Genomic DNA, 24,760 nt, shown 5'->3' on the forward strand with positions numbered 1-24,760 from the left:
CCGAGGTGGACTTCACCGTCGACGACGACCTGGAGACGGTCCGGCGCGCGATCGCCGAGCTGGCGGCCGGGTTCGACGCCGAGTACTGGGAGCGGCACGACCGCGAGCACGCCTTCCCGTGGGAGTTCTACACAACCCTCGCCGACGCCGGGTGGCTGGGCATCTCGATCCCCGAGGAGTACGGCGGCGGGGGCCTCGGCGTCGCCGCCGCGAGCGTGATGGTGGAGACGCTGGCCCGCTCCGGCGGCGCGATGAACGCCTGCACCCCGGTGCACCTGGGCATGTTCGGGATGAACATCGTCGCCAAGCACGGGTCGGAGCGGATGCGCCGCGAGACCCTCACCCGCGTCGCCACCGGGGACCTGCACGCCTGCTTCGGGGTGACCGAGCCCGACGCCGGCACCGACACCTCCCGCATCCGCACCCGCGCGGAACGCGACGGCGAGCACTACGTCGTCAACGGGCGCAAGGTCTGGATCTCCAAGGCCGGCGAGAGCGAGGTCATCGTCCTCGCCGTGCGCACCGCGCCCCGCCGCGACGACGCGCCGATGCACGGGATCTCGATCCTGCTCGTCGACATGGCCACGCCCGGGATCTCGGTGACGCCGATCCCGAAGATGGGGCGCAACGCCGTCGCGTCCAACGAGGTGAGCTTCGACGACGTCCGGGTCCCGGTGAGCGCCCTGGTCGGCGCCGAGCACGAGGGCTTCTCGGTGCTGCTCGACGGGCTCAACCCCGAGCGCATCCTCATCGCCCACGAGGCGCTGGGCATCGGCCGTGCCGCGGTCGACGCCGCGGTGCGTTACGCGAAGGAACGCACGGTGTTCGACCGGCCGATCGGGCAGAACCAGGGGATCGCGTTCCCGCTGGCCGAGGCCACCGCCCGGCTCGACGCGGCCGAGCTGGTGTGCCGCAAGGCCGCGTGGCTCTACGACAACGGGCACCGCTGCGCCCGCGAGGCCAACACCGCGAAGTACCTCGCCGCCGACGCCGGGTTCTTCGCCGCGGACCGCGCGATGCAGACCTTCGGCGGCATGGGCTACGCCGAGGAGTACGGGATCCCGCGCTACTTCCGCGAGGCCCGGCTCATGCAGATTGCCCCGGTCAGCCAGGAGCTGGTGCTGGCCTTCATCGCCCAGAACGTGCTGGGGCTGCCCAAGTCGTACTAGAAGCGTGACCCCGGCGGAGGGAGACCCCGATGGTCCGGCGCACGGTCCGATTCCTGGCACTGGCCTGTGCCGTCGGGCTGGTCACGACCCTGACGGCGTGTGCGGGTGAGCGGGAGGGCCCACCCGGGACCCACACCCTCGTCGTCGGCGACTCGTTCCCGACCACGCACCCGTTCTCCCGGGACGGGGCGCAGTTCTTCGTCGAGCGGGCCACCGAGCTCTCGGGCGGGCGGCTGCGTTTCGAGTACCACCCCTCGGAGAGCCTGGGGGCGGCCGAGGACTTCGTGAACCTGGCCCGCTCCGGCGTCGTCGACATCGCGATGGTCTCGCCCGGCTACGTGTCGTCCCAGCTGCCGCTCTCCGGGGTGGCCGACCTGCCGGCGATGACCACCGACCCGTGCCAGGGGGCGCTGGGACTCGAACCGCTGCTGGCCGAGGGCGGGGTGCTCCACGAGCACGACTTCGCCCCGGACGGGCTGCACCCGCTGGTGGTCGGGGTCGTCACCGGCTACGAGGTGATGACCGGTGGCGGGCGGGCGGTCACCGACCCCGCCGACGTGGCGGGGATGGTGCTGCGCTCGTCCGGCGGGACGATCGACCGGACGGTGAACCACCTGGGGGCGGCGCCGGTGTCCATGCCGGTGACCGAGATGTACGAGGCGATCTCGCGCGGCACCGTCGACGGCACCGTGCTCGGGCCGCTGAGCGCGCTGCCCTACCGGCTCGACGAGGCCGCGACGCACTCCACCCTCGGCGCCCAGCTGGGCAGCTTCACGATCACCTACTCGATCGGCCGGTCCACCTGGGACGGGCTGCCGCCGGACCTGCAGGACGTGCTGACCCGGGCCGGGCACGACACGAACCGGCACCTGTGCCGGGAGGTCGCCGCCTACGACGCCGAGTCGCAGACGAAGCTCGAGGCCGGTGGGCTCGCGTTCCACCGGCTCGACGCCGACGAGCAACGACGCTGGCGGGCGGCGGTCGCGCCGGTGCGCGAGGAGTGGGTGGCCGACATGGAACGGATGGGGCTGCCCGGCCGGGCCGCGCTCGACGACCTGCTCGCGTCCCAGCGTGCCGTGGCGGGACAGGGCCGGTGAGCGCGTTCGCGACCGGCCTGCGCCGGGTGGAGGACGGGCTGGCCGCGGTCGCCGCCGTCGCGCTGCTCGCGCTGACCGGGCTGATGGTGGCCGAGGTGGTGCTGCGCTACGTCGTCGCGGCACCGCTGTCCTGGGCGCTCGGGTTCACCACCGAGTACCTGCTCACCGCGATCTTCTTCCTGGGCCTGCCCTACACCGTGCGGGCCGGGGCGCACGTGCGGATCGACGTGCTCCACCGGGTGCTCCCGGACCGCGCGCGGTGGTGGTGCACCGTCGTCGGCGGGGTGCTGTCGGTGCTCTTCGTCGCCGCCCTGACCTGGGCCGGGATCACCCTCACGGCCGGCGCCTGGAGTGGCGGGGACATCCCGCCGCCGGGCGGGTCGGAGCTGTCCTGGCCGGTCTGGACCTCGGTGATCATGGTTCCGATGGGGACCGGGGTGACGCTGCTCCGGCTGCTGGCGCTGCTCGCCGTACCCGGGCAGGAGGTGACGGACTGATGCTCGCCGTCCTCGTCGTCGTCCTGCTGCTGGTCCTGCTGCTGATCCGGATCCCGGTGGGGTTCGCGATCGGGATCGCCGGCTCGGTGGGCCTGCTGTTGTACGGCGGGCTGCCGGAGCTGCTCGGGGTCCTGGAGACGACCCCGCACACCGCGGTGACCGCGTACTCGCTGTCCCCGATCCCGCTGTTCGTGCTCATGGCGCAGTTCGTGCTGCGCAGCGGGGTGGCCGGGAGCATGTTCGACAGCGCCCGGATCTGGGTGGGCCGCACCCCGGCGGGCCTCGGCGTGGCGACCACGCTGTCCGGCGCGGTGTTCGCGGCGATCTCCGGGTCCAGCACGGCGGCGGCCGCCACGCTCGCCTCGACCGCGGTGCCGGAGATGACCCGGCGTGGCTACGACGCGCGGCTGGCGACCGGGTTGGTCGCGGTGGTGGGGACGCTGGCGGCGATGGTGCCGCCGAGCATCATCCTGGTCTTCTACGCCGTGCTGGCGGAGGAGAGCGTCGGGCAGGTGCTCATCGCCGGGTTCGTGCCGGGCGCGCTCGTCGTCGTCGCACTGATCGTCACCACGCTGCTGGTGGTCCGGCGCCGCCCGGAGCTGGCGCCGCGCGGGGAGCGCCACCCGATGGCGGGCAAGATCCGGGCACTCGGGGTCGTCGGCCCGGTGCTGATCCTGTTCGGATTGGTCACTGTGACCATCTACCTCGGACTGGCGACGCCGACCGAGGCCGCGGCGCTGGGGGCGGCGGGAGCGCTCGCGATCGGGCTCGTGCAACGCACCCTGACCCTCGCCCGGATCCGGGCGGCGCTGCTGGAGACCCTGTGCACGACGGCGATGATCCTGCTGATCATCGCCTCGGCGCACGTGTTCGGGCACGTGCTCACGCTCAGCCGGGTCACCGAGACCGTGGTCGACGCGGTCGCGGCGGTGCCGGCCGCTCCCACGGTGATCTTCCTCGGGATCGCGCTGGTGTACCTGGTGCTCGGCGCGTTCATGGACCAGATGGCGATCCTCGCGCTGACCGTGCCGATCGTGCTGCCGGTGATCGAGCAGCTCGGCTTCGACCCGGTGTGGTTCGGCGTGATGGTGGTGCTGCTCGCCGAGATCGGCCTGGTCACCCCGCCGCTGGGGCTCAACGTGTTCATCGTGGCCCGCTCGACCGGCCTCCGCTCCGAGGAGGTCTTCCGCGGGGTCGTGCCGTTCGTGCTGGCCCTGCTGGTGCTGGTCCTGGTGTTCACGTTCGCGCCCGGCCTGGTGCTCTGGCTGCCCGGGACGATGGGGAGCTGATGACGCGTGGGCAGGCGGGCGCGCTCAGTCGCATGGTGTGTCGTCGCCCGGGGCGGGAGCGCTGTGCGCGAGCACGCCGGTCAGCAGCATCCGGGCCGTCCAGCGGATGATCCGGCTCCGCTCGTGCGGGTCGTCGACCCGGCAGGCGTCCTTGAGGGCGATGAACGACTCGGTCCCCGCGAGCATGGCGAGCGCCGCCACCAGGTCGGCGTGCACGTCGGGCGGCAGGTCGTCGCGAGCCGGCTCCAGGGCGTCCTGCATCCAGGCCAGTCGGCGGCCCTCCAGGAGCCGGACCTCGCCGGTGTCGCCCGGCCCGAGCCGGGCCTGCTTCTCCAGGGAGAGCCGGATGATCGCCCGGAACGCGGCCTCGTGCTCGGCGATCCGGCCGTGCATCGTGCGCAGGACCCGGTCCACCCGCTCGGCCGGGTCGCCGGTGCCCTCCGCGCCGTCGCCGTCCGGGCCGTCGGTGTCGTCGGCTGGACCGTCGGTGTCATCGAGCACGGCGACGACGCTGTCCATCGACGCCTCCAGGATCAGGCTCTCCTGGGTGGGGAAGTAGCGGTACGCCGTGGTCCGGCCGACCAGTGCGGCGTCGGCCGCCTCCCCGACCGAGGGGACCCGGCCCTCGTCGAGCAGCGTCCGGGCGGCGTCGAGGATCGCCTCCCGGGTGCGGCGCTTCTGGTTGACGCGGCCGGACGCCAGTGGGTCACCCTGGTGCCGTGACGGGACGCCCTTTCCCATGACGGAAACAGTACGCCGCTCCGGCGTGTCACCTCGGGCAGACTGACGGCGACGCGCTGCCACCCACCCGTCCGACGGAGGATCGCCCGTGGCCGACGAGACCGACGTTCTGATCATCGGGGCCGGGTTGTCCGGCGCCATCACCGCCGCGACGCTGGCCGGGGCGGGCGTGCGGGTGGTCTGCCTGGAGCAGGGCGACTGGCCGGACCACGGTCGCGCTCGCGCCGACTTCGACGACTTCGAGCTCACCGCGGACCTGTACTGGGGCCGCGACCCCAACGCGCGGCGGGGGGTGGCGGACTACCCGGTCGACGACTCGGCGTCGGACATCGCCGCCCTGATGGGGAACGGTGTCGGCGGTGGCACGGTCCTGTACTCGGGCAAGTGGCACCGCATGACGCCGAGCGACTTCCGGGTCCGCTCGCACGACGGGGTGGCGCAGGACTGGCCGCTGACCTACGAGGATCTCGAACCGTTCTATACCGAGGCCGAGCGGCAGCTGGGCGTCTCCGGTCTCGCCGGCGATCCGGCCTACCCCGCGGGTGACGGCCCGCCGAACCCGCCGGTGCCGATCCGCGAGTCCGGCCGCCGGCTGGCCGCCGCGCTCAACGAGCTGGGCTGGCACTGGTGGCCCGGCAGCAACGCCATCTCCACCACGGCCTACCGCGAGCTCGCGCCGTGCCGCCAGCACGGCGCCTGCATGTCCGGCTGCCCGGAGGGCGCGAAGGCCTCCACCGACATCACGCACTGGCCGCGGGCGATCCGCGACGGTGCCGACCTGCGGACCCGCGCGGGTCAGCCGGATCCTCACCCGGGCCGGTCGCGCCACCGGTGCGCTCTACCGGGATGCCCACGGGCGCGAGCACGAGCTGCGGGCCCGAACGGTCATCCTGTGCGCCAACGGGATCGGCACCCCGAGGCTGCTGTTGATGTCCGCGGACGCCGACCATCCCGACGGGCTCGCGAACTCGTCGGGCCTGGTCGGCAAGCGCCTGATGATGCATCCGTTCGCGGCCGTCGCCGGGGTGTTCGACGAGGACCTCGGCACGACGGCCGGAGCGTGGGGCCAGCAGATCCAGTCGATGCACTTCTACGAGACCGACGCCGATCGCGGGTTCGTCCGCGGCGCGAAGTGGGGCCTGCAGCCCACCGGCGGACCGCTCGGCCTGACCCGCTCCTACCCGTGGTCGGAGTCCGAACGTCCACTGTGGTTCGAGAATTTCCACGACACGCTGCAGGCCCGGCTCGGACGCTCCCCGATGTGGAGCATCGTCGCGGAGGACCTCCCGTACGAGAGCAACGCGGTGTCGCTCTCGCCCGACCTCGTCGACCCCGATGGTCTGCCCGCCCCTCGGGTCGCGTACCGGGCCGACGCCAACTCGAGGGCGATGCTGGCCTTCCACACGGCCCGCGCCGTCGAGTCGATGGAGGCCGCGGGTGCGGTCGAGACGGTCGTCGGCCCGATGATCCGGGCCAGCGGCTGGCACCTGATGGGTACGGCGGTGATGGGTGACGACCCGGCCACCTCGGTGACCGACCGGTACGGGCGGTGCCACGACATCCCGAACCTGTATGTCTTCGACTCCAGCACGTGGGTCACCTGCGGCGGCGTGAACCCCGCCGCGACCCAGGCCGCGCTGGCACTGTGGTCGTCGGAGCACCTGCTGGCCGAGGGGCCGCGTTGAGCGCCGGGACGGGCGACACCCCGGTCCTGACCGACGAGGAGCGCGAGACCGTCTACCTGCTCGGGGACACCCTGATCCCCGAGCACGAGCACGGGCCCTCCGCCGACGAGGCCGGGCTGGCGTCGACGTTCGTCGACCGGGCCCTGGGCCTGCGCCCCGATCTGGCCGGGGAGTTCCGGCAGCGCCTCGCGGAGGCCCGCGGCCGGGACCCGCGGGCGTACTGCGAGGAGCTGCAGGCCACCGACCCGGCGGCGTTCGAGCGTCTCACCTTCGTCCTCGCCGGGGCCTACCTGCTCAGCCCGGTGGCCCGGCGGTGGCTGGGCTACGCGGCCCAGCGGGGAGAGCACCAGGACGGTTCGCCGCAGCCGGAGTACGGCCCGGGCGGGCTGCTCGACGTCGTACGCGACCGGGGGCCGATCTTCCGCCCGACCTGATCGGACGGCGGGTCAGCCGGAGCCCGGGACGACCCGCTCCGGGGCCGTCGGTGGGGTGGTGGCGAAGACCGGCCAACCGATCTCGGTGCGCCACGCGGCCGGGTCGCCGGTGTCGCGGGGGCCGACCAGGTAGGTCTCGTGGACCGGCCCGTCGACGACGAGTGCGTGCTCGGCGAGGTGGGCACCGAGCGTTCCGTAGGTGAGGTCGATGTCGGTGTGCGGGCCGCGGTGCACGGTCAGCGCGAGCTCGCGGGCGGGCAGCGCGACCGGACCGACCCGCCCGGCCCGCACCTCGCGGTCGGTGGGGACGAACACCGTCATGTGCCCACGACCGTGGGTGAACAGCGCGTTGTCGTAGAGGCCGCCGGGCGGGCCGGTCGGGCAGGCCCCGCTCCCGGCCACCGCCGCGTCGATCTCGGCCATGGCCGCGGCGTACCAGTCGAGGACGTCGTCGACACCGGCCTCGCCCTCGACCTCGGTCACCCGGCGGCGGGCTCGTGGCGGTACACGACGTCCAACGGCCGGGGAGCGGGTTCGAGCAGCCGCTGCAGCGTCCCGACCGCCTCACTGGTGGCCGCGAGCCTGCGCTGCAGGAGCGCAAGATGGTCGGCGATCAGCGCGCCGCGGTCGCCGACGTCGGCGGCGAGCAGCCTCCTGACCTCGGGGACGGGCATGTCGAGGTCGCGGAAGCGCCGGATGACCTGCGCGGTCGGGATCTGGTCGGCCGAGTAGTAGCGGTACCCCGAGTGCGGGTCGACGCGCTCGGGGGTGAGCAGTCCCGCCTCGTGGTAGTGACGCAGCGTCTTCACGCTCAGATGCGTCACCGTCGCGAACTCCCCGATGCTCAGCAACCCGGTCACGGGACCGATTCTGGACCCTCCGGTAAGGGGAGACCCCACGGTGGCCGCATGAACGACGAGATCCTTCCCGACCACCGCATCGACGTCGGCACCGTCCGCACCGTCTGACCCGTTGCGCACCCCCGACCCACCGGCACACACCGACCCACCGACAGGAGACCGATCATGACCGACGCCGGCCGCCGCCTCGTCGAGCGCTACCTCGCCCTCGCCACCGACCCGGACCCGGACGCGTACCTCGCGCAGTTCGACGACGACGCCGTCGTCGAGGACGAGGGGCGCCGGCACGAGGGGATCGGCGCCGTGCGCGCGTGGTGGGCCGCGGTACCCGAGGTGGGCTACGCGGTGCGGAGCATCGAGGTCTCCGGTGACGGGCACCGGGCCGTCGTCGAGGTCTCCGGTGACTTCCCGGGCAGCCCGGTGCTCCTGGAACACGGTTTCGGGCTCGGGTCCGACGGACGGATCCGTGTGCTGGCCATCCGACCCCTCACCCCGTGAGCCGGTCGTACGGCCGTCAGCGGGCGTCCGGTGCCGCACCCGGCCAGTGCGCGACCTACGCATTCGGCTCGCCGGCGAAGTGGGTCCTCAAAGTGCCCTCGACGTCGCCTCGATCAAGATCTGGCTTCGCGACCCGGTCGAGCACGACCCCGAGGCGCCACAGCTGCCGTGCAGGCATCACTGCCATCATTCCGGTCCGCGCTGAAGCCTGGCCGGGCCGACCTGCTCGGTGCAGCCGGCCGGGTGGCGCTACAGCTGCAGATGGAGTCGCAGTGCGTCGTCGAGCTGGGCCATGACGTCGGCCGGGACCTGTCCGAGTACGGCGCCGAGCCGCTCGACGGCGATCGAACGGACCTGTTCGGCCTGGGCCTTGGAGTCCTGCCGTAGCCCGGTCGTGCCCGCGGGCAGCAGCGCCTGGAAGGGGAAGATCCGGTCGGTGTTGCTGGTGACAGGTACGACGGTGACCACCCCGCGGCCGAGCCGTGTCGCGACCGAGTTCGCGCGGTCGTTGCTGACGATCACTGCGGGGCGGCGCTCGTCGGCTTCGTTCCCGCGGACGGGATCCAGATCGGTCAGCCGGATCTCACCGCGCAGCATCGGCGAGGCCGTCGTCCGCGGCCGCATCCCAGGTGGCGTGGTCACCGGAGGCTTCCCATTCGTTCCACGCCGCCTCGTAGTCGCGCTCCAGCCCGGGCAGGCGCAGCATGCCCACGGCATGGTGCAACGCGGCCGACCGCGATGGGAGCCCCCTGGTACGGGCGAACTCGTCGAGGATGGCGACGTCCTCCTCCGGCAGACTGACGCTCAGTTTCATACCATGATGCTACTGCAGTATTACCGGCGGCGCCGATTCGGTTCTGGCTACCGCCGGGTACGGCGGCACGGGGTCGGCGGGTAACGAGGCGAGGCTCCCCCCTCGGGGTGCGTGAGGTGAGAACCGGCGGACGCCGGGTAGGCGCTCGGCGTGACACTCACCGACCCGACGCATCAGGAACCGACGCAGGCCGGCGACCGCACGATCCACGACCCCCGCACCGGTGAGGTCGTCGGCCGGCTCACCCCGGCGACCCCCGAGGAAAGCGCCGCGGCGGTCGACGCGGCCCGCGCGGCGGCGCCCGGTTGGGCCCGCACCCCGGCGGCGGAGCGGGGTACCGCCCTGCACGCCGCGGCCGCCGCCGTGCGCGCCGCGGCGGACGAGCTGGCCGACCTGACCGAACGCGAGACCGGCAAGCCGTTCGCCGAGGCCCGCGGCGGCGTCGACGCCGGGATCGGCACGCTGGTGCAGTACGCCGAGCTCGGGCCGCTGCACCGGGGCCGCACGTTGCACGGCGGGTGGGAGGCCACCGACCTGATGGTGTCCGAGCCGCGCGGTGTGGTGGCCGTGCTGACTCCCTGGAACGACCCGGTCGCCGTCGCCGCCGGGCTGATCGGTGCCGCCCTGGTCGCGGGCAACACCGTGGTGCACAAGCCGAGCGAGCGCTGCCCGGCGACCGGACGGCGGTTCGCCGAGCTGGTCGCCGAGCACCTCCCGCCGGACGTCCTGTGCGTGGTCGACGGCGACGGGGCCGTCGGTGCCGCGCTGTCCACGTCGGACGTCGACGTCGTCGCGCACGTCGGGAGCACGGCGGCCGGCACGGAGATCCGCCGGGCCTGCGCGGTCAGCGGCGCGCACCCGGTGCTGGAGAACGGCGGCAACGACCCGCTCGTGGTCGACGCCGGGGTCGATCCGGTGTGGGCGGCGGAGCAGGTGGCGCTGGGCGCGTTCGCGAACTCCGGGCAGATCTGCGTGTCGGTCGAACGGATCTACGTCCACGCCGACGTCGCCGAGCCGTTCCTCGACGCACTCACCACACAGGCCCACGAGTGGGCGGAGCGGATCGGGCCGATGGTCGACCGGGAGCAGCGCGCGGACGTCCACCGGCAGGTCACCGAGTCGGTCGCCGCCGGCGCGCGGCTGCGCACCGGGGGAGAGCTGCCGGACCGGCCCGGCGCCCACTACCCGCCGACGGTGCTCGACGGCTGCACCGCCGACATGGCGCTGTTCGCCGAGGAGACCTTCGGGCCGGTCGCGCCGGTGCGGGTGGTGTCGGACTTCGACACGGCACTGCAGGAGGCGGCCGACGACCGTTACGGGCTCGGGGCCACCGTGCTGACCGCCGACATGGAGCACGCGCAGACGGCGTGGCGGACCCTGCCGGTCGGGACCGTCAAGGTCAACTCGGTGTTCGGGGGTGCGCCCGGCGGCGCGGCGCAGCCCCGGCGCGCGAGTGGGCAGGGATTCGGCTACGGGCCCGAGTTGCTCGACGAGATGACCACGGTGAAGGTGGTGCACCTGGAGCCGGCTCCGGCCGGGCGCCGGTAGTCCACCCCCCGACGCGGCTGCGAGGAACACCGAGCATGGACGACCAGACCTTCGACGAGATCGCGGCGACCGTCGCCCGGCGCGCGAGCGCGGTGGGCCGCACCGTGGCCGTCGCCGAGTCGCTGACCGGTGGGATGGCCGCGGCCGCGCTGGCCCGGGCGAAGGGCGCCTCCGAGTGGTTCCGCGGCTCGGTCGTCGCCTACTCCAGCGAGGTCAAGTACGACCTGCTCGAGGTGCCCGACGGGCCGGTCGTCAGCGGGCCGGCGGCCCGGGCGATGGCGCGTCGGGTACGCGAGCTGCTCGGTGCCGACCTCGCCGTCGCGGTGACCGGGTCGGGCGGGCCGGACCCGCAGGACGGCGAGCCGCCGGGCACCGTCTACCTGGCCGCGGCCGGCGAGCCGGGCGGCGAGGAGGTGCTGCGGCTCGACCTCGAGGGCGAGCCGGGGCAGATCTGCGCGTCGGCGGCGACCGAGGTGCTCCGGCTGCTCGCGGCCCGGCTGGCGACCTGACCCTCAGGCTGCGGCCGCCGCCTGCAGGGGGCCGATGACCTCGTCGCCGAAGCGGGCGATCGCCTCGAGGGTCGCCCGGTGCCCGGGCCCGCCGGGCTGGCGCATCCGCAGGGCGAGATACTCGGCCCCGGTCCGCTGCTGCCAGTCGGCGATCTCGGTGCGCAGGTCGTCACCGGAGCCGTAGAGGAACCGGCCGGGTGCGACGAGCTCCGGGGTGAAGTCCGCCCGGCTGTGGACCTCGCCGACCCACGGCTCGAACTCCGGCAGGTAGACGCCGACGTTGAAGTAGAGCCGGTGCACGGCCATCGCGTGCGGCAGCCAGTCCCGCTCGCACGCGGCGCGGGACTCGCCGATCCACGCGTCGCGGAACATCCCGATGCCGACCTCGCGGCCGGCGCGGGCGGCCTCGTCGCGCACGGTGTCGGCGAGCTGCGCGACCACGTCGACGTGGCGCTGCGGGTCGCTGAGCCACAGGTCCGCCCGCTGGGCCGCGAGCTCGAGCCCGCGGGGCCCGTGCGCGCCCATGATCACTTCGGGACGCCGGTCGCCGTAGGGCGCGGGCGTCACGTGGCCCTGCCAGCGCCCGGTCCGCCCGGTGACGTCGAACGGTTCACCGCTCCAGGCCGCGTCGACGACGTCGAGCAGGTCGCGGATCAGGTCGAACCGGTCGGCGCGGGCGACGTCGTAGAGCCGGAAGTCGGCGGGCAGGTGGCCCACGCCGACCCCGAGCAGCGCGCGTCCCCGGGTGAGCCAGCTCGTCATCGCGACGTCCTCGGCGAGGCGGACCGGGTGGTACAGCGGCGCCGGGACGACCGCCTGCCCGACGCGGATGCGCCGGGTGCCCTCGGCCAGCGCCGCCCCGGTCAGCAGCGGGGACACGATCCCGCCGGCCCGGGTCTGGTGGAACTCGGGCAGGAAGAACGCGTCGAACCCTGCCTCGTCCGCCGCCCGGACCTCGGCCCGGAGCTGGTCGAGCAGCTCGTCGAGCGGACTGTCGACGTCCTGGATCGGGCACACGAGACCGAACCGCACCGCGCCTCCCTGCGCCGGAGTTGTCGTTCGGAAACTATCAGACGGCTGTTTGGTAGAACAGCGACCAGGAGGCGTACGCCTCAGCGGGGGGCGTTGGGCGGTTCGTCGACGAGGATGAGCAAGCCGAAGGATCGGAACTCGTCGCGTTCCTGCACACCGGGGTCGACCCGGCATTCGAAGGACGTGGCGTGCGCTCCCTGCCGGCTCGCGGTCACGGACCGGAGGTGCTGTCCGGGCCGGCGCGAGCGTGCGCGGGCAGGCCGGTCCCGGGACGCGGTGTCGGCGGGCGTCGTCCCGGACGGCGCCCGCCGGGCATCACCGGGCTCTCTTCAGGAGCACGAGGATGTCGGTGGGCGCCGCGCCGATGCTCGGCTGCAGGCTGCTCACGGCCTCCCACCCCTCCCGGCCCAGGTCGTTCAGCCGACGTTCCATCTCCTCGTGGTCGAATCCCTTCCAGCCGAGCGAGAACTTGACGATCCTGTGCTCGAAAACCGTGGTCATCTCCACAGTCGACACCGTGCCGCTGCGGCATGCTCAACCCCGGCTCATGCGTCCGGTTCGCTTCGTCCGGTTCCGAGGAGCTGCCGAGGACTCCGAGCCGGCGGGTGCAGAAGTCCCGGCTGCGCGAGGGCGGGGTGACGGCCTCGTCCACCACGCACCCGGCCGGCCGACACCGAGCGAGCGCTGCGGGACGGCGGCGTGCCGCACTACCGGTCCGCCTGACCGGCCTCCTCGCGGCTGCCCGCCCGGGTGCGGCGCGGTTCCGGTGCCGCCTCGGCCGGGAACCGGCGCTGGAACTCGGTCTCGAGCTCCAGCATCCGCCGGGTGTGGGTCTCCAACGCGTCCTCGGACCCGCCGAGCACGGTGTCGTGCCGGGTCTCGTGCAGGTGGGCCATCTCGCTGCGGAGCTCGTCGTCACCGAGCTCGGCGGGCGGGATGCCGTGCGATCGATCGGCCATACCTGCCGGTACCCGTCTTGTGGGCGATCATGCCACCCGACGGGGTCCGGCCGCGGACATCATCCGTAGAGGGCCTCGGCGTTGCCGTGCAGCACGGCGCGGGCCAGCTCCCCGTCGCCGGCGGCGGCGGTCATCCTGGCCAGCTCGCCGGCCCGGTCGCCCCACGGCTCGTCGCTGGCGAACAGGACCCGGTCCGCGCCGATCCCGCGGCGCTCGATCTCCGCCGCCATCCAGCGCGGGGCGAAGCCGATCGCCCAGCTCGTGTCGGTGTAGACCTTCTTCCCGGCCTCGATCCAGTCGAAGAACCGGCTGCCGACCAGCTTGATGTGCCCGCTCATCCCGCCGCCCATGTGCACGAGGTGCAGCCGGACGTCGTCGGCGTACCAGTCGACCAGGTTGCCGATCTCGTCGACGTCCGACGCCCCGCCGGGGGAGGTGTGGACGTGCACGGTCAGGTCGTGCTCCCTGGCGGTACGGAAGATGTCGTCGAGCGCGGGGCGGCACTCGGGGTCCGAGGCGCGTCCCCCGAGCAAAAAGCTGATCTTGATGACCTTGACGCCGGGCTCACCGGCGAACTTCAGCGCCCGCGCGGTCATCTCGGCGTCCTGCGGCCGCGGGGAGGCCCAGATGCCGGCGCGGATGCGCGGGTCGGTGGCGGCGGCCTCGAGGCACAGCTCGTTCAGCGCGAACGAGGCCGAGGCGTCGGGCACGCCGTAGTTGGGGATCGCGACGGCGAGCTCCGTGCCCTCGGCGTCGAGGTCGGCCTGCAGCTGGGCGATCGTCTCGCGGGCGGAGATGTCCGGATTGACCGGTGGGCCACCGTAGAAGGGGTAGGCCGGGAGGACGCCGAGATGGCGATGAGCATCGTGGACGGCCAGGCGTGTCATGTCGGATAGTAGATCTCATGTCTTATAGTGAATGCAACTCCCGTGGGGGCTGCTCAGGTCCGCGGGTCGTCCCGGCCCGTGCGACGGGCGACGCGGGCGGCGTGCACGCCCGCGCCGTACCCGTTGTCGATGTTGACCACGACGGTCCCGGGGGCGCAGGAGGTGAGCATGCCGAGCAACGCCGCCAGGCCCTCGAAGGCGGCGCCGTACCCGATGGAGGTGGGCACCGCGACCGTCGGCACCCCGGTCAGGCCGCCGACCACGCTGGCCAGCGCGCCCTCCATCCCGGCCACCACGATCACGCAGTCCGCACCGGCGAGCTCGTCGCGGATGCCGAGGACGCGATGGACGCCGGCGACGCCCACGTCCGCGATCACCCGGGCGTGGGCTCCGTGGACCCGCACGGTCAGCGCCGCCTCCCCGGCGACCGGCCCGTCCGCCGTCCCACCGGTCACGACCAGCACCGATCCGTGGGGTGCCGGGAGCGGTCCGAGGACCGCGGCCCGGGCCGTGCGGTGGAGCTCGGCCGCGGGGTGCGCACCCGCGACCGCGTCCAGCGCCGCGTCGTCGAGCCGGGTGGCGAACACGGCGCGCTCCGGGTGCGCCGCGTGCAGCCGGCCCAGCAGCTCCGCCACCTGTGCGGGTGTCTTGCCGAGGCCGAACACAACCTCCGGATCCCCGGTCCGTCCGAGGCGGTCGTGGTCGAGATGGGCGTAGGACCCGGGTTCCATCAGGGCCACCTCCACACGTCGAGCGGGCGGGCCGGCGAGCCGTCCCGGCGGCTATCGTGGTCGATCCGGGTCCTGTCCCGACGCCGGGGGAGGCGCGCATGCGCGAGAGTGTGATCGCCCGCGCGGTGCAGGACCGGCTCGCGACCATGCCGAGCCGGGTCGTCGCCTGCAGCGGGGGCGTGGACAGCCTGCTGCTGGCCGACCTCGCCTGCGCCGATCCGCGCGCGTCCACGCTGGTCGTCCACTCCGTGACCCCCGCGGTCCCGGAGGCGGCCACCGTGCGGGTCGTGACCACGGCCCACCGGCTCGGGTGGCGGCTGCGCCTGGTCCGTTCCGGAGAGTTCGACGACGAGCGCTACCTCGCCAACCCCACGGACCGCTGCTACCACTGCAAGACCCACCTCTACGACGAGCTCGACCGGGTGGCCGCGGTGGCGGACCTGCCGGACGCGACGATCCTCAGCGGCGCCAACACCGACGATCTGGGGGAGTACCGGCCGGGCCTGCAGGCGGCCGCCGAGCACGACGTCCGGCACCCGTACGTCGAGGCGGGGGTGGGCAAGCGGGAGATCCGGCTGCTCGCCCACGCCCGCGGCCGGGCCTGGCACGACCTGCCGGCCGCCCCGTGCCTGGCCAGCCGGCTCTACAGCGGCACCCGCGTCTCGCCGTCCGTGCTGGCGGCGGTCGAGCGCGGCGAGCAGGTGCTGCGCGAGGTCGCCGGGGCGCGGGTCGTGCGGTGCCGGGTCCGCGGCCGGGCCGTGCGGGTCGAGGTCGGCGCCGACGAGCGGCACCGCGTGACCGACGCCGTCCTCGGGGCCGTCACCCGCGCGATGCGCTCGGTCGCGGCCGACCTGGAGCCCGCCGAGCTCGACGACCGGCCCTACGCACCCGGGCGCGCGTTCGTGTCGCTGCGTCCGCCGCCTCCCGCCCCGTCGTGAGGCTGCTCGTCGTGAGGCCGGTCGTCGTGCGGCCGGGGGGCGGGGTGCGCTGGGGCCGACCGGACCACGACGGTCGGTGAGCCCCGCAGGGTGTTGGTGACGTAGCAGACCCGTTCGGCCGCCGCGGTCACCGTGGCGAGCTCGTCCGGGGTCAGCCCGCCGACCGAGGCCGAGATCGTGATGGAGCGGAACATCGGACCGTCGTAGGTGCCGGTGACCTCCACCTGCACCGGCTCCGGGCTCAGCCCGCGTTTCGCGGCGCAGTAGGAGATCGCGATCGTGAAGCAGGACGCGACGGCACCGAGCAGCAGGTCGGTGGGCTGGGGTCCCTGGTCGGTCCCGCCGACCGAGGCGGGCTCGTCGACCACGAACTCGTGGTCCCCGGCGCGCACCCGGCAGCGCAGCCCGTCCTCCCGGGCCGCGACCACTACTCGTTCCATCGGGCGTCTCCTTCTCCGCACGCGCAACAGCGGTGCAACATCCTCGACCATGGTGGGGTTCGTCACGTCGTCGTGCGTTCGTGGAGGTGTCGTCATGACGCTGCAGCAGGTCCGGATCGAGTCCCTGCTCGCCGAGCCGGTGCTGCCCGAACGGGCTGCGGGGTGGGGTGCCTCCTGCGCCTGTGACGACAGCGTCTGGCCGGACCATCACGACCGGCTGCTCCGGGTCGAGACCGACCTCGACGAGCTGGTCGAGCTCCTCGAGATGGCCGTCACCTGGGGCGAGCTCGACTGGTCCCGCTCGGCGGTCGTCCCCCCGCACCGGTGGGTCGACTTCGCGTTGTGCCACTCCTGGGCGGACCCGGCCCGGATGGAACGGATCTTCTCCCTGGCGACCGATGTGGCCGCCCGGTCGGCGGCCGGCACCGGCGCACCCGGGGTGTGACGACACGGCGGCCGGACCTGCACGCCGCTCGTCAGGCACGCGAGAGCCGGGTCACGGGCTCCGTGCGCAGGTCCGCGACCTGCGCACGGGCACCGTCGCGGCGGAACGCGAGTACTCCGGAGTCGTCCAGCCGCCCGACGGCCGCCGCGGCCAGACCGCGCTCGTGGAAGGCCCCCAGCACCTCGGCGGTCCGCCCGGGCGCCGCGCAGAGCAGGAACCCGAAGCTGGGGAAGCAGGTCAGCCACGCCGCGAGGTCGACGCCCTCCGGGCACGGAACGGCGTCCAGATCGACCTCGACGCCGAACGGCCCCCACTCCAGCAGCATCGCGAGCGACCCGGCCAGGCCGGCCATGCTGATGTCCTTCGCCGCGACCGCCGCGCCCGAGTCGGCGAGCGTCGCGAGCACCGCGACGTCCCCGGCGCAGCGCGTTCCCCGCTGCTCGAAGGCCGGGAAGAACGGGAAGTCGGGGCGCATCCGGCCGTCCAGCGCGGCGGCGACGACCAGGTCCTGGCCTGGCGCGCAGCGGGTGACCGACAGCGGCTCCCCGCCGAGGTCCCCGACCGCGAACGCGGACACCGACGGCGTTCCGTCGTGCGGGGTCAGGTGCCCGCCCAGCAGCGGGATGCCGAACAGCTCGCAGCCCCGGCGCAGGCCCTCGAGGATCGCGCGTGCGGCCGGCTCCGCGGCGACCACCGTGTCGACCAGACCGAGCGGTCTGCCGCCCATCGCCGCGACGTCGTTGACGTTCGTCAGGACCGCGGCGAAGCCGGCCGCCCGCGGGTCGCGCTCCACGAACGGCGGCCACATCGCCTCGCCGCAGGCCACGATCCGGCCGTGCGCGGTCGGCACGACCGCACCGTCGTCGCCCGGGCCCCGCTCCCAGTCGCTCGGGCCGAGCACCTCGGACACCAGCCCGATCGCGGACTTGGCCGTCCAGCCCGGGTGGGTGCGCACTGCGTGCGCGAGTGCGGCGACGTCGGATCCGGTCGCGGCGGGGAGGGGTGTGGTGCTCGGCATGTACACCATAGTAGATGAGTGTCCATTATATGATCTAGGATGGCGTTCGTGATCGTTCCCGATTTCCTCTCCGTTCCGGAGCGTCCGGCGAAGCCGCGGCAGGACGGGATCACACACGTGATCGACACCGGGGTCACCCCGGCCGGGGCGGCGGACGTGCTGCGGGCGGCGGGCGACGCGGTCGACATCTGGAAGACCGGCTGGGGCACGGCGTACGTCGACCGCGGGCTGGAGCAGAAGCTCGCCCTGCTGCGCGAGTCCGGCGTCGCGACCTGCCTCGGCGGGACGATGCTCGAGATCGCCTGGTGCCAGGGCGTCGCGGACGCCTGCCTGGACTGGGCCGCGGCGGTCGGGTTCACCCACGTCGAGGTCTCCCGGGGCACGGTCGCGATGGACGCCGCCCACAAGCGGGCACTGATCCGGCGGGCGGCCGGGCGGTTCGTCGTGCTCGCCGAGGTCGGCACCAAGGACCCGGCCGACACCCCGGTGCCGGCGCTGTGGCGGGAGGAGGCGCTCGCCGACCTCGGTGCCGGGGCGGCGCTCGTCGTCGCGGAGGGCCGGCAGAGCGGCACGGTGGGCATCTACGACGACGCCGGTGCCCCGCGCGCGGGCGTCGTCGAGGAGCTGGCCGAGGCCGTGGGGACCGACCGCATCGTCTTCGAGGCTCCGCGGGCCGCCCAGCAGGCCTGGTTCATCCGCCGGTTCGGGCCACGGGTGAACCTCGGCAACGTCGGCCTGGGCGAGGTGCTGTCGGTGGAGACGCTGCGCCTCGGCCTGCGCTCCGACACCGCGGACCTCCACGCGGCCGTCAGGCCGGTCCCGTGAGCAGCGATCGGGAGCCCGCCGACCGGGAGCCCACCGACCGGGAGCCCACCGACCGGGAGAACACCGACCGGGAGAACACCGACCGGACCAACACCGTTCCCGGCCGGTACCGCGGGGTCGCCGTCGCGAGCGTCGAGGTACCGCTGGACCTCGACTCCCTGCGGGCGCACCTGCTCGGCCGGGAGGCCTACTGGAAGACGCGGTTCGTCGTGGCGCACCGGGGCCGGGCCGGCCTCGGGCCGGGACCGGTCGCCGTCGTGGCGGTGACCCGCGCCGACCCGGACGCGCTGTTCGCCCCGATCACCGGGGTGGACGGGCTGGCCGGCCCGGACGAGTGCGCGCTGCTGGAACGGCCCGACTGCGACACCGCGATCCCCTCCGCGCTCGTCGCTGCCGCGGTCGAGGGCGCCCCCGGCTCGCGCGCCGTGGTCGTGCTCGGCCGGTACGGCCACGTCAACTTCGTGCTCGACCCGCAGCCGTTGGCGGTCACCGTGCGCGAGGTCGTGCCGCCGTACCCGCCGAAGCTGCTCGACCAGGCCGCCCGGGTGCTGGCGGTGGCGGAGACCGTCCGTCCGGTGCGGCTGTGCCCGGAGGTCGTCGAGATCGCGGAACTGGCCGCGTCCCGGCCGTCCGGGCACTACCTGCTGCCGTGCCGCGGCGGCGGCGCCGAGGTCCCGGGTGCCGAGCTGTCCTACCTGGACGAACGTCCGCCGCGTGCGGACTGGACGCTCGTCGGGTGCGCCCGGTCCCGGCAGATCCACCACTGGTTCTACGGCGACGACGCCCCGACCGTCGACATCTGCCCGCTCGCCGCGCCGCCCACCGGCCCCCTGCTCACGAAGTGCTGCCTGCAGCAGGAGGAGATCCGCAGCGGCACGACCGACGGGCACCCGTGGGTCTCGGTGCCGTGGGGCGCGTCGCTGGACACCGTCCGGGAGGCGCTCGAGTCGCTCAACGCCGCAGGGGGGCAACCGTGGTCACCCGCCTGACCGACTCGCCGGTCTACGCCCACCTCTGGGCGACCCCGGAACTGGAGCGACTACTCGGTGAGCAGGCCCGCTGGCAGCGCTGGCTCGACGTCCTCGTGGTGCTGGCCCGTGTGCAGGCCCGCGCCGGTGTCGTGCCCGAGGCGTCCGCCCGGGTGATCGCCGAGGCGGCCCGGGTGGAGCGCATCGACTGGGAGCTCGTCGCCGAGCAGACCCGCCGGACCTCGCACTCCACGCTCGGGCTCATCCGCGGTCTGCGCGCGGTGCTCCCGGCCGGGGTCCGCGAGCACGTCTACGTCGGCGCCACCGTGCAGGACCTCACCGACACCTGGTTCGGGCTCCTGATGCGCGACGTCGGTGACCTGCTGCAGCGCGACCTGCTGGCGGTCGAGGACGCCGCGCTCCGGCTGGCCCGGGTCCACCGGGACACCCCGATGGCCGGGCGCACGCACGGCCAGCCCGGTGCGCCGGTCACCTTCGGGCTCAAGGCGGCCTCGTGGGCCGACGAGCTGCGCCGTCACCTCGACCGGATCGGACAGGGCCGCTCGCGGTGGGCGGTCGGCCAGCTCGGCGGTGCGGTCGGGGCGCTGGCCTTCCACGACGTCGCCGGGGTGGACCCGGTCGCGCTGCGCCGTGAGTTCTGCGCGGAGCTGGGCCTGGCCGATCCCGGGATCTCGTGGCTGACCAGCCGGGACCGGGTCGCCGAGTTCGGCTGGGTGCTGGCGGCGGTGTGCGGGACCCTGGCCCGGATCGGGGGTGAGGTGGTGGAGCTGCAGCGCCCGGAGATCGGCGAGCTGGCCGAGCCCACGCGCCCGGAGGCGGTCGGCAGCATCACCATGCCGCACAAGCGCAACCCCGAGGTCGGGGAGCACCTGGACACGCTCGCCCGGCTGGCCCGCTCCTCGGCCGGAGTGCTGCTCGAGGGGACGGTCGCGCTGCACGAGCGGGACGGCCGCGGCTGGAAGGCCGAGTGGGCCGCGCTGCCCGAGGTCTGCCTGCTCAGCGGCACGGCGGTGCACCTCGCCGTCGAGCTGGTGACCGGCCTGGAGGTGCACCCGGAGGCGATGCGCGCCAACCTCGACCGGTTCGGCGACCGGCTCGCCTCCGAGCGCGTGCTGGGGGCGCTGAGCGTCCGGATCGGCAAGCACGCGGCGCAGGAGCTGCTGCACGAGCTGCTCGCCCCCACCTCCGGTGCGCCCGCGGACGCCGGCGACCTGGCGCAGCGGCTGGCGGAGCGCGGGATCGCCACCGAGGCGGAGGTCCGCGAGTGGGCCACCCGCTCGCCGGTGCGGTCGGCGGGCGCCATGGTCGACGCGGTCCTCGAGCGTGCCGCGGCGGTCCGTACGGCCGGGGAGGGGACGGCGCCGTGAGCGACCGCGCCCGGCTCGCGGTGCTGCCGACCCCGGTGCATCCCGCCGAGCGGCTGCACGCCGTACTGGGGGGCGCCCCGATCTGGATCAAACGGGACGACCTGAGCGGGTTCGGGGTGGCGGGCAACAAGGCCCGGCCACTGGAGTTCCTGCTCGGCGACGCGCTGCGGCGCTCCCGGGACCTGCTCGTCACCGGCGGCGGGCCGGACTCGAACTTCGTCGCGGCGGCGGCGCTGGCCGCCCGGGTCACCGGGCTCGGCTGCGACGTGGTGACGACCGTCGCCGACGGTGCCCCGGACGGGGCGAACCTGCAGCTCGCCCGGGCCGCGGGGGCGCGGCTGCACCGGGTGGCGCACCGGCGCGAGCAGATCGACGCCGCGGTCGAGGAGCTGGCCGCGCGCCGGAGCGTGCAGGGGCACCGGCCGGTGGCCGTCCCCCGGGGCGGTTCCACCCCGCTCGGCGCCGCCGGGTTCGCCCGTGCGGCGGGTGAGCTCGCCGACCAGGTGGCGAGCGGCAGGCTCCCGGAGCCCGCCGTGATCACCATTGCGGTCGGGTCGGGCGGGAGCGCGGCGGGACTGCTCGCCGGCCTGGCCGCCACCGGGCTGCGCAGCCGGCTGCTCGGGTTCTCGGTCAGCCGCCCGCCCGCCGAGGCGGACGCGGTCGTGCGGCGCCTCGCCACCGACTGTGCCGCGGCAGCAGGGACCCCGCCGCCCGGCCCGGACCGGTGGGAGATCCACGACGCGCGCGGGCCGGGGTTCGGCGTCGCCGGTGCGGACGACCGGGCCGCCGCGGTACTGGCTCTGCGCACCGAGGGCCTGCTGCTCGACGACACCTACGGCGCGAAGGCGTTCGCCGGGACGCTGCGCCACGTGCGCGGCGGCGGCCCGGGCCCCGTCCTGTACTGGCACACCGGCGGTCTCCCGTCCGCGGTCGCACACCTCGGCGACACCGCGGACGCGGCCGGACCGCCCGAACGCGGAGGAGACCCGCTGTGACCGAACTGCTCCCCGGTGGGGGGCCCGCTCCGCGCGGCGGCGCCGCCCCCGAACTCGTCGAGTCCGGGTTCCACCTGGAGAACGCCGACGCCCCGTTCCTGCACCACGGCCTCAACCTCGCCGACATCGCGCACGTGCTCGACCTGCGCCGGCGGGGCCTGGTGCCCTCAGGGGTGGACCGGACGCTGCTGGCGCTGCTCCTGGACACCGAGGCCGTCCCCGCGGAGGAGTTCCCCTACGACCCGTCGTACGGCGAGCCGTACAACTCGCGGGAGGCCTACTTCGTCTCCCGGGTGGGCGACGTGGCCGGCTGGCTGCACGCCGGGCGCCCCCGGCGCGAGGCGGTGCGGATCGCGCTGCGGATCCACGTCCGGCGCCAGATCGCCGAGCTCGCCGCCGAGGCGGCGCGGTTCGCCGCCACCGCGGCCGAACGGTCGGCGGAGCACCGGCGGACCGTGATGCCCGACCAGACCTACCTCCAGCAGGCCCAGCCCTCGACGTTCGGGCACTACCTGCTCTCGTTCGCCTACCCGGCGCTGCGCGACGCCCGGCGGCTGCTCGGCGAGCTGGAGGAGATCGACTGCAGCCCGGGCGGGGCGGGCTGCGTGAACGGCACGCGGCTGCTCGACGACCGTGCGGTGGTGGCCGACCTGCTCGGGTTCCCGGCGGTCATCGAGCACACCCGGGACGCGATGTGGCAGGTCGACGGGTTCGTGCACGTGCTGGCGACGGCGGCGAGCCTGGTGTCGACGCTGAGCAAGCTGGCCGAGGACCTCGAGATCTGGGCGTCGGCCGAGTTCGACTTCGTGGACCTGGCCGACGGCTTCACGCGGGCGAGCGTGCTCATGCCGCAGAAGCGCAACCCGTACTCGCTGGCTATCGTCCGCGGGGCCTGCGGGGTCCTGATCGGACGGATCAGCGGGTTCCTCGCGGTGGCCAAGAGCCCGTCGGCGCGCAGCGACAACCTCATCTACGCCTACGGCGAGGTCCCGCGGGCGCTGGACCTCGCGTTGCGGATCACCCGGCTGGCCACCGGGGTGGTCGGCACCCTGCGGGTGCACGCCGACCGGATGGCCGAGGAGGTACACCGCGGCTACAGCCAGGCGACCGACCTGGCCGAGCACCTCGTGCAGACCTGCGACATCGACTACCGCTCCGCCTACCTCGTCGTCGGCCGGACGGTGCGGGCCGCCGCCCGGGACGGCGTGCCCGGGGTCGCGATCACCGGTGAACGGGTCGACGAGGCCGCCCGCGAGCACCTGGGCCGGCCGCTCGGGGTCAGCGGTACCGACCTGTCCGCGGTCCTCGACCCGTGGCGGATCGTGCTGTCCCGCTCCGCGACGGGCGGCGCCGCACCGGACGAGGTGGAGCGGATGGCCACCGACGTGCGCGAGCGCGCGGCCGAGTCGGCCGAAGTCGCCGAGCGCAGGCTCGGCGACTTCGGCGACAGCGAACGGACACTGCTGGCGGCCGCCCGGGCCGTCGTAGCACACGATCAGCCCCACGAGGCGGCGGGCGACGACGCCCCCGGCCTCCGGAAGGAGAGCTCATGACCGGCACGACCGCGAACGTCGTCCGCCTCCCCGAGCGGGTCGAGGTGCTCAACATCGGCCTGCCGATGTTCGCCGAGGCCGTGCGCGCCCAGGGCGGGCAGGTGCTCCACGTGGACTGGCGCCCGCCGGCCGACGGCGACCGGGAGCTGGTCCGCGCGCTGGAGGTGCTCCACGCCGACCCGGCCGTGGACCGCGCCAACGCCGAGGTGGTGCGCCGGCTCGACGTCGGTGTCCCGTCGCTGGTGACGGTCGCACCGGCGGCCGAGGTGGTGCCCCGGCTGCCGGAGCGGACGCTGCTGCACTGCGGCCCGGCGATCGGCTGGGACCGGGTCTGCGACCCGCTGCGCCGCTCGATGCGGGCCGCGACCGTCGCCGAGGGCTGGGCGGCCGACGTCGGTGAGGCCGACCGGCTGCTCGCCCGCGGTGACGTCGCCCTGCAGCCCGCCAACGAGCACGACACCGTGGTCCCGATGGCCAGCGCGATCGGCCCGTCGTCGCCGATGCTGGTGGTGGAGAACCCCGGCGACGGCGGAGCCCCCCGGCGCGCGTTCGCGCCGCTGAACCAGGGCCCGGGCGAGACCGCGTGGTTCGGCCGGGACACCGAGGCCGCCGTCGAACGCCTGCGGCTGCTGCGCGACGTCTGCGGGCCCGCGGTCGCCGCGATCCTCGACCGCGCCGGCCCGCTCGACGTGCTCGCGCTGGCCGCGCAGGGCGTGGCGATGGGCGACGACCTGCACATGCGCACCCAGGCGGCGACCAACCTGGTGACCCGCACCTGGCTGCCGCACATCGCGGTCCTGCCGGACGAGCTGCGCGCGCCGTTCGCCCGCTACCTGGGTGGCAACCACCTCTTCTACCTGACGCTCGCGATGGCGGCGGCCAAGGCGCTCACGCTGTGGGCGGCGGAGGTGCCCGGGTCGACGATCGTGACCTCGATGGCCCGCAACGGGACCACCTTCGGGATCCGGACCTCCGGCACGGACACCTGGTACGTCACCGACGCCCCGCCGGTCGGCGACGCGTTGTACTACGCGGGCTACGGACCCGACGACGCCGCGCCCGACATCGGCGACAGCGCCGTGCTGGAACTGGTCGGGCTGGGTGGTCCGGCAGCGGGCAACTCGCCGTCGGTGGCGGCGTTCCTGGGCGGGTCCATGGCCGATGCGGCCGCGGCCACCGAGGGGTTCCGTCGGATCTGTGCCGGCACCAGCAGCCGGTTCCAGCTGCCGGCGATGGGTTTCTCGGGCTCACCGATCGGGGTGGACCTGCGGCTGGTGGTCGAGACCGGCATCACCCCGAAGGTGACGACGGGGATCCTGCACGGGCACTCGGGGGAGGGGCAGGTCGGCGCCGGGGTCGCGACGGCGCCCCAGGCCTGCTTCGCCGAGGCGCTGCGTGCCCTCGCGGCCGGACGTCGCCGGGACCGGTGAACGCGGGCGG

The 24,760-nt window shown here is 74.4% G+C and carries 29 protein-coding genes and 1 pseudogene; 18 read left to right on the forward strand and 12 right to left on the reverse strand.

The annotated features are described in order from the left end of the window. The first annotated feature begins 5 nt into the window (after window positions 1-5). The 4 genes from BM093_RS12815 to BM093_RS12830 are packed head-to-tail and all read left to right on the forward strand — an operon-like array spanning window position 6 to window position 4,052. A complete protein-coding gene (locus BM093_RS12815; RefSeq protein WP_093342059.1) occupies window positions 6-1,169 on the forward strand; it encodes an acyl-CoA dehydrogenase family protein in 1,164 nt (387 codons plus the stop codon). Window positions 1,170-1,198: 29 nt separating this feature from the next. Further along, window positions 1,199-2,266 (forward strand): TRAP transporter substrate-binding protein, encoded by a 1,068-nt coding sequence (locus tag BM093_RS12820; protein WP_093342062.1) that lies wholly within the window; start codon window positions 1,199-1,201, stop codon window positions 2,264-2,266. Next, window positions 2,263-2,763, forward strand: a complete 501-nt coding sequence (locus BM093_RS12825) for a TRAP transporter small permease subunit (RefSeq protein ID WP_093342065.1) — start codon at window positions 2,263-2,265, stop codon at window positions 2,761-2,763. Before BM093_RS12820 ends, BM093_RS12825 begins: the two co-directional genes overlap by 4 nt. Then, on the forward strand, window positions 2,763-4,052 hold the full coding sequence (locus BM093_RS12830) for a TRAP transporter large permease (protein WP_093342067.1): 1,290 nt from the start codon (window positions 2,763-2,765) through the stop codon (window positions 4,050-4,052). Before BM093_RS12825 ends, BM093_RS12830 begins: the two co-directional genes overlap by 1 nt. A gap of 24 nt (window positions 4,053-4,076) precedes the next feature. Here the strand turns inward: BM093_RS12830 and BM093_RS12835 are convergent, their stop codons facing one another. Next, a complete protein-coding gene (locus BM093_RS12835; RefSeq protein ID WP_093342069.1) occupies window positions 4,077-4,793 on the reverse strand; it encodes a TetR/AcrR family transcriptional regulator in 717 nt (238 codons plus the stop codon). Window positions 4,794-4,881: 88 nt separating this feature from the next. Here BM093_RS12835 and BM093_RS38175 point away from each other — a divergent pair. From BM093_RS38175 to BM093_RS12845, 3 genes and pseudogenes are all read left to right on the forward strand, one after another. Continuing rightward, a pseudogene (locus tag BM093_RS38175) lies at window positions 4,882-4,953 on the forward strand (hypothetical protein); the annotation flags it as partial. Between the two features lie 610 nt (window positions 4,954-5,563). Then, window positions 5,564-6,478 (forward strand): GMC oxidoreductase, encoded by a 915-nt coding sequence (locus BM093_RS38180; protein ID WP_342742990.1) that lies wholly within the window; start codon window positions 5,564-5,566, stop codon window positions 6,476-6,478. Then, window positions 6,475-6,912 carry a hypothetical protein gene (locus tag BM093_RS12845; RefSeq protein WP_093342071.1) on the forward strand — a complete coding sequence of 146 codons (438 nt, stop codon included), beginning with the start codon at window positions 6,475-6,477 and terminating at the stop codon, window positions 6,910-6,912. Before BM093_RS38180 ends, BM093_RS12845 begins: the two co-directional genes overlap by 4 nt. Window positions 6,913-6,924: 12 nt before the next feature. Here BM093_RS12845 and BM093_RS37220 read toward each other — a convergent pair whose 3' ends face one another. Further along, the gene (locus BM093_RS37220) at window positions 6,925-7,395 is read right to left on the reverse strand and encodes a GyrI-like domain-containing protein (RefSeq protein WP_245773492.1); all 471 of its coding nucleotides are present in this window, start codon (window positions 7,393-7,395) and stop codon (window positions 6,925-6,927) included. Further along, window positions 7,392-7,772 (reverse strand): MerR family transcriptional regulator, encoded by a 381-nt coding sequence (locus tag BM093_RS37225; protein WP_245773493.1) that lies wholly within the window; start codon window positions 7,770-7,772, stop codon window positions 7,392-7,394. Before BM093_RS37225 ends, BM093_RS37220 begins: the two co-directional genes overlap by 4 nt. 165 nt (window positions 7,773-7,937) lie before the next feature. Between BM093_RS37225 and BM093_RS12855 the strand changes: the two genes are divergently transcribed. After that, window positions 7,938-8,270, forward strand: coding sequence for a nuclear transport factor 2 family protein (locus tag BM093_RS12855; protein WP_093342074.1), 333 nt, complete (start codon window positions 7,938-7,940; stop codon window positions 8,268-8,270). A 249-nt stretch (window positions 8,271-8,519) separates the two neighbouring features. On the opposite strand, the gene BM093_RS12860 is transcribed toward BM093_RS12855, so the two are convergent. Next, the gene (locus BM093_RS12860; RefSeq protein ID WP_093342077.1) at window positions 8,520-8,867 is read right to left on the reverse strand and encodes a type II toxin-antitoxin system PemK/MazF family toxin; all 348 of its coding nucleotides are present in this window, start codon (window positions 8,865-8,867) and stop codon (window positions 8,520-8,522) included. Beyond that, window positions 8,854-9,084, reverse strand: a complete 231-nt coding sequence (locus BM093_RS12865) for a ribbon-helix-helix domain-containing protein (protein WP_093342079.1) — start codon at window positions 9,082-9,084, stop codon at window positions 8,854-8,856. The genes BM093_RS12860 and BM093_RS12865 overlap by 14 nt, the downstream gene beginning before the upstream one ends. Before the next feature lie 150 nt (window positions 9,085-9,234). Between BM093_RS12865 and BM093_RS12870 the strand changes: the two genes are divergently transcribed. Both BM093_RS12870 and BM093_RS12875 read left to right on the forward strand, forming a co-directional pair. Then, window positions 9,235-10,632 (forward strand): aldehyde dehydrogenase family protein, encoded by a 1,398-nt coding sequence (locus tag BM093_RS12870; protein ID WP_093342082.1) that lies wholly within the window; start codon window positions 9,235-9,237, stop codon window positions 10,630-10,632. A gap of 35 nt (window positions 10,633-10,667) precedes the next feature. Beyond that, window positions 10,668-11,141: a CinA family protein gene (locus BM093_RS12875; RefSeq protein WP_093342085.1), complete on the forward strand. Its 474-nt coding sequence runs from the start codon at window positions 10,668-10,670 to the stop codon at window positions 11,139-11,141. A gap of 3 nt (window positions 11,142-11,144) precedes the next feature. Here the strand turns inward: BM093_RS12875 and BM093_RS12880 are convergent, their stop codons facing one another. The 5 genes from BM093_RS12880 to larB form a co-directional block, all read right to left on the reverse strand. Next, window positions 11,145-12,173, reverse strand: a complete 1,029-nt coding sequence (locus BM093_RS12880; protein WP_177238435.1) for an LLM class flavin-dependent oxidoreductase — start codon at window positions 12,171-12,173, stop codon at window positions 11,145-11,147. A gap of 315 nt (window positions 12,174-12,488) precedes the next feature. Next, window positions 12,489-12,674 (reverse strand): DUF4177 domain-containing protein, encoded by a 186-nt coding sequence (locus tag BM093_RS12885; protein ID WP_143105361.1) that lies wholly within the window; start codon window positions 12,672-12,674, stop codon window positions 12,489-12,491. Window positions 12,675-12,880: 206 nt separating this feature from the next. After that, window positions 12,881-13,132: a DUF6158 family protein gene (locus BM093_RS12890; RefSeq protein ID WP_093342093.1), complete on the reverse strand. Its 252-nt coding sequence runs from the start codon at window positions 13,130-13,132 to the stop codon at window positions 12,881-12,883. Between the two features lie 59 nt (window positions 13,133-13,191). Further along, complete coding sequence (locus BM093_RS12895; RefSeq protein WP_177238436.1) at window positions 13,192-14,019, reverse strand: amidohydrolase family protein; 828 nt, start codon at window positions 14,017-14,019, stop codon at window positions 13,192-13,194. A 53-nt stretch (window positions 14,020-14,072) separates the two neighbouring features. Continuing rightward, window positions 14,073-14,750, reverse strand: coding sequence for a nickel pincer cofactor biosynthesis protein LarB (gene larB / locus BM093_RS12900; RefSeq protein ID WP_093342371.1), 678 nt, complete (start codon window positions 14,748-14,750; stop codon window positions 14,073-14,075). A 98-nt stretch (window positions 14,751-14,848) separates the two neighbouring features. Between larB and larE the strand changes: the two genes are divergently transcribed. Beyond that, window positions 14,849-15,688 (forward strand): ATP-dependent sacrificial sulfur transferase LarE, encoded by an 840-nt coding sequence (larE, locus tag BM093_RS12905; RefSeq protein ID WP_093342096.1) that lies wholly within the window; start codon window positions 14,849-14,851, stop codon window positions 15,686-15,688. Here larE and BM093_RS12910 read toward each other — a convergent pair. Next, window positions 15,631-16,128: an OsmC family protein gene (locus tag BM093_RS12910; protein ID WP_177238437.1), complete on the reverse strand. Its 498-nt coding sequence runs from the start codon at window positions 16,126-16,128 to the stop codon at window positions 15,631-15,633. The two genes, larE and BM093_RS12910, sit on opposite strands and share 58 nt — an antisense overlap. A gap of 94 nt (window positions 16,129-16,222) precedes the next feature. On the opposite strand from BM093_RS12910, the gene BM093_RS12915 reads away from it, so the two are divergent. Further along, window positions 16,223-16,573: a hypothetical protein gene (locus BM093_RS12915; protein WP_093342101.1), complete on the forward strand. Its 351-nt coding sequence runs from the start codon at window positions 16,223-16,225 to the stop codon at window positions 16,571-16,573. 31 nt (window positions 16,574-16,604) lie between these two features. Here the strand turns inward: BM093_RS12915 and BM093_RS12920 are convergent, their stop codons facing one another. Continuing rightward, window positions 16,605-17,591 carry an AIR synthase related protein gene (locus tag BM093_RS12920; RefSeq protein WP_177238438.1) on the reverse strand — a complete coding sequence of 329 codons (987 nt, stop codon included), beginning with the start codon at window positions 17,589-17,591 and terminating at the stop codon, window positions 16,605-16,607. A 39-nt stretch (window positions 17,592-17,630) separates the two neighbouring features. On the opposite strand from BM093_RS12920, the gene BM093_RS12925 reads away from it, so the two are divergent. Genes BM093_RS12925 through BM093_RS12950 form a run of 6 tightly spaced genes read left to right on the forward strand, consistent with a single transcriptional unit; the run spans window position 17,631 to window position 24,750 of the window. Beyond that, a complete protein-coding gene (locus tag BM093_RS12925; protein ID WP_093342107.1) occupies window positions 17,631-18,416 on the forward strand; it encodes a phosphosulfolactate synthase in 786 nt (261 codons plus the stop codon). Beyond that, window positions 18,413-19,405 carry a DUF7714 family protein gene (locus BM093_RS12930; RefSeq protein ID WP_093342110.1) on the forward strand — a complete coding sequence of 331 codons (993 nt, stop codon included), beginning with the start codon at window positions 18,413-18,415 and terminating at the stop codon, window positions 19,403-19,405. The genes BM093_RS12925 and BM093_RS12930 overlap by 4 nt, the downstream gene beginning before the upstream one ends. Beyond that, complete coding sequence (locus tag BM093_RS12935) at window positions 19,390-20,772, forward strand: class-II fumarase/aspartase family protein (RefSeq protein WP_093342113.1); 1,383 nt, start codon at window positions 19,390-19,392, stop codon at window positions 20,770-20,772. Before BM093_RS12930 ends, BM093_RS12935 begins: the two co-directional genes overlap by 16 nt. Beyond that, on the forward strand, window positions 20,769-21,767 hold the full coding sequence (locus BM093_RS12940) for a 1-aminocyclopropane-1-carboxylate deaminase/D-cysteine desulfhydrase (RefSeq protein ID WP_177238439.1): 999 nt from the start codon (window positions 20,769-20,771) through the stop codon (window positions 21,765-21,767). The genes BM093_RS12935 and BM093_RS12940 overlap by 4 nt, the downstream gene beginning before the upstream one ends. Beyond that, window positions 21,764-23,320: an argininosuccinate lyase gene (locus BM093_RS12945; RefSeq protein ID WP_093342119.1), complete on the forward strand. Its 1,557-nt coding sequence runs from the start codon at window positions 21,764-21,766 to the stop codon at window positions 23,318-23,320. Before BM093_RS12940 ends, BM093_RS12945 begins: the two co-directional genes overlap by 4 nt. Then, window positions 23,317-24,750: a YlbE family protein gene (locus BM093_RS12950; protein WP_093342122.1), complete on the forward strand. Its 1,434-nt coding sequence runs from the start codon at window positions 23,317-23,319 to the stop codon at window positions 24,748-24,750. The genes BM093_RS12945 and BM093_RS12950 overlap by 4 nt, the downstream gene beginning before the upstream one ends. Window positions 24,751-24,760: the final 10 nt, after the last annotated feature.

Source organism: Pseudonocardia ammonioxydans, assembly GCF_900115005.1.
GTDB classification, from domain to species: Bacteria; Actinomycetota; Actinomycetes; order Mycobacteriales; family Pseudonocardiaceae; genus Pseudonocardia; species Pseudonocardia ammonioxydans.

Excerpts from the sequence above, each read along its gene's own strand:
- BM093_RS12835 (WP_093342069.1), bottom strand. The coding sequence starts at position 4,793 with ATGGGAAAGGGCGTCCCGTCACGGCACCAGGGTGACCCACTGGCGTCC.
- BM093_RS12830 (WP_093342067.1), top strand. The coding sequence starts at position 2,763 with ATGCTCGCCGTCCTCGTCGTCGTCCTGCTGCTGGTCCTGCTGCTGATC.
- BM093_RS12820 (WP_093342062.1), top strand. The coding sequence starts at position 1,199 with ATGGTCCGGCGCACGGTCCGATTCCTGGCACTGGCCTGTGCCGTCGGG.
- BM093_RS12895 (WP_177238436.1), bottom strand. The coding sequence starts at position 14,019 with ATGACACGCCTGGCCGTCCACGATGCTCATCGCCATCTCGGCGTCCTC.
- BM093_RS12855 (WP_093342074.1), top strand. The coding sequence starts at position 7,938 with ATGACCGACGCCGGCCGCCGCCTCGTCGAGCGCTACCTCGCCCTCGCC.
- BM093_RS12910 (WP_177238437.1), bottom strand. The coding sequence starts at position 16,128 with ATGGAACGAGTAGTGGTCGCGGCCCGGGAGGACGGGCTGCGCTGCCGG.
- BM093_RS12865 (WP_093342079.1), bottom strand. The coding sequence starts at position 9,084 with ATGAAACTGAGCGTCAGTCTGCCGGAGGAGGACGTCGCCATCCTCGAC.
- BM093_RS12950 (WP_093342122.1), top strand. The coding sequence starts at position 23,317 with ATGACCGGCACGACCGCGAACGTCGTCCGCCTCCCCGAGCGGGTCGAG.
- BM093_RS12875 (WP_093342085.1), top strand. The coding sequence starts at position 10,668 with ATGGACGACCAGACCTTCGACGAGATCGCGGCGACCGTCGCCCGGCGC.
- larB (WP_093342371.1), bottom strand. The coding sequence starts at position 14,750 with ATGGAACCCGGGTCCTACGCCCATCTCGACCACGACCGCCTCGGACGG.
- BM093_RS12885 (WP_143105361.1), bottom strand. The coding sequence starts at position 12,674 with ATGACCACGGTTTTCGAGCACAGGATCGTCAAGTTCTCGCTCGGCTGG.
- BM093_RS12860 (WP_093342077.1), bottom strand. The coding sequence starts at position 8,867 with ATGCTGCGCGGTGAGATCCGGCTGACCGATCTGGATCCCGTCCGCGGG.
- BM093_RS12915 (WP_093342101.1), top strand. The coding sequence starts at position 16,223 with ATGACGCTGCAGCAGGTCCGGATCGAGTCCCTGCTCGCCGAGCCGGTG.
- larE (WP_093342096.1), top strand. The coding sequence starts at position 14,849 with ATGCGCGAGAGTGTGATCGCCCGCGCGGTGCAGGACCGGCTCGCGACC.
- BM093_RS12920 (WP_177238438.1), bottom strand. The coding sequence starts at position 17,591 with ATGCCGAGCACCACACCCCTCCCCGCCGCGACCGGATCCGACGTCGCC.
- BM093_RS12890 (WP_093342093.1), bottom strand. The coding sequence starts at position 13,132 with ATGGCCGATCGATCGCACGGCATCCCGCCCGCCGAGCTCGGTGACGAC.
- BM093_RS12925 (WP_093342107.1), top strand. The coding sequence starts at position 17,631 with ATGGCGTTCGTGATCGTTCCCGATTTCCTCTCCGTTCCGGAGCGTCCG.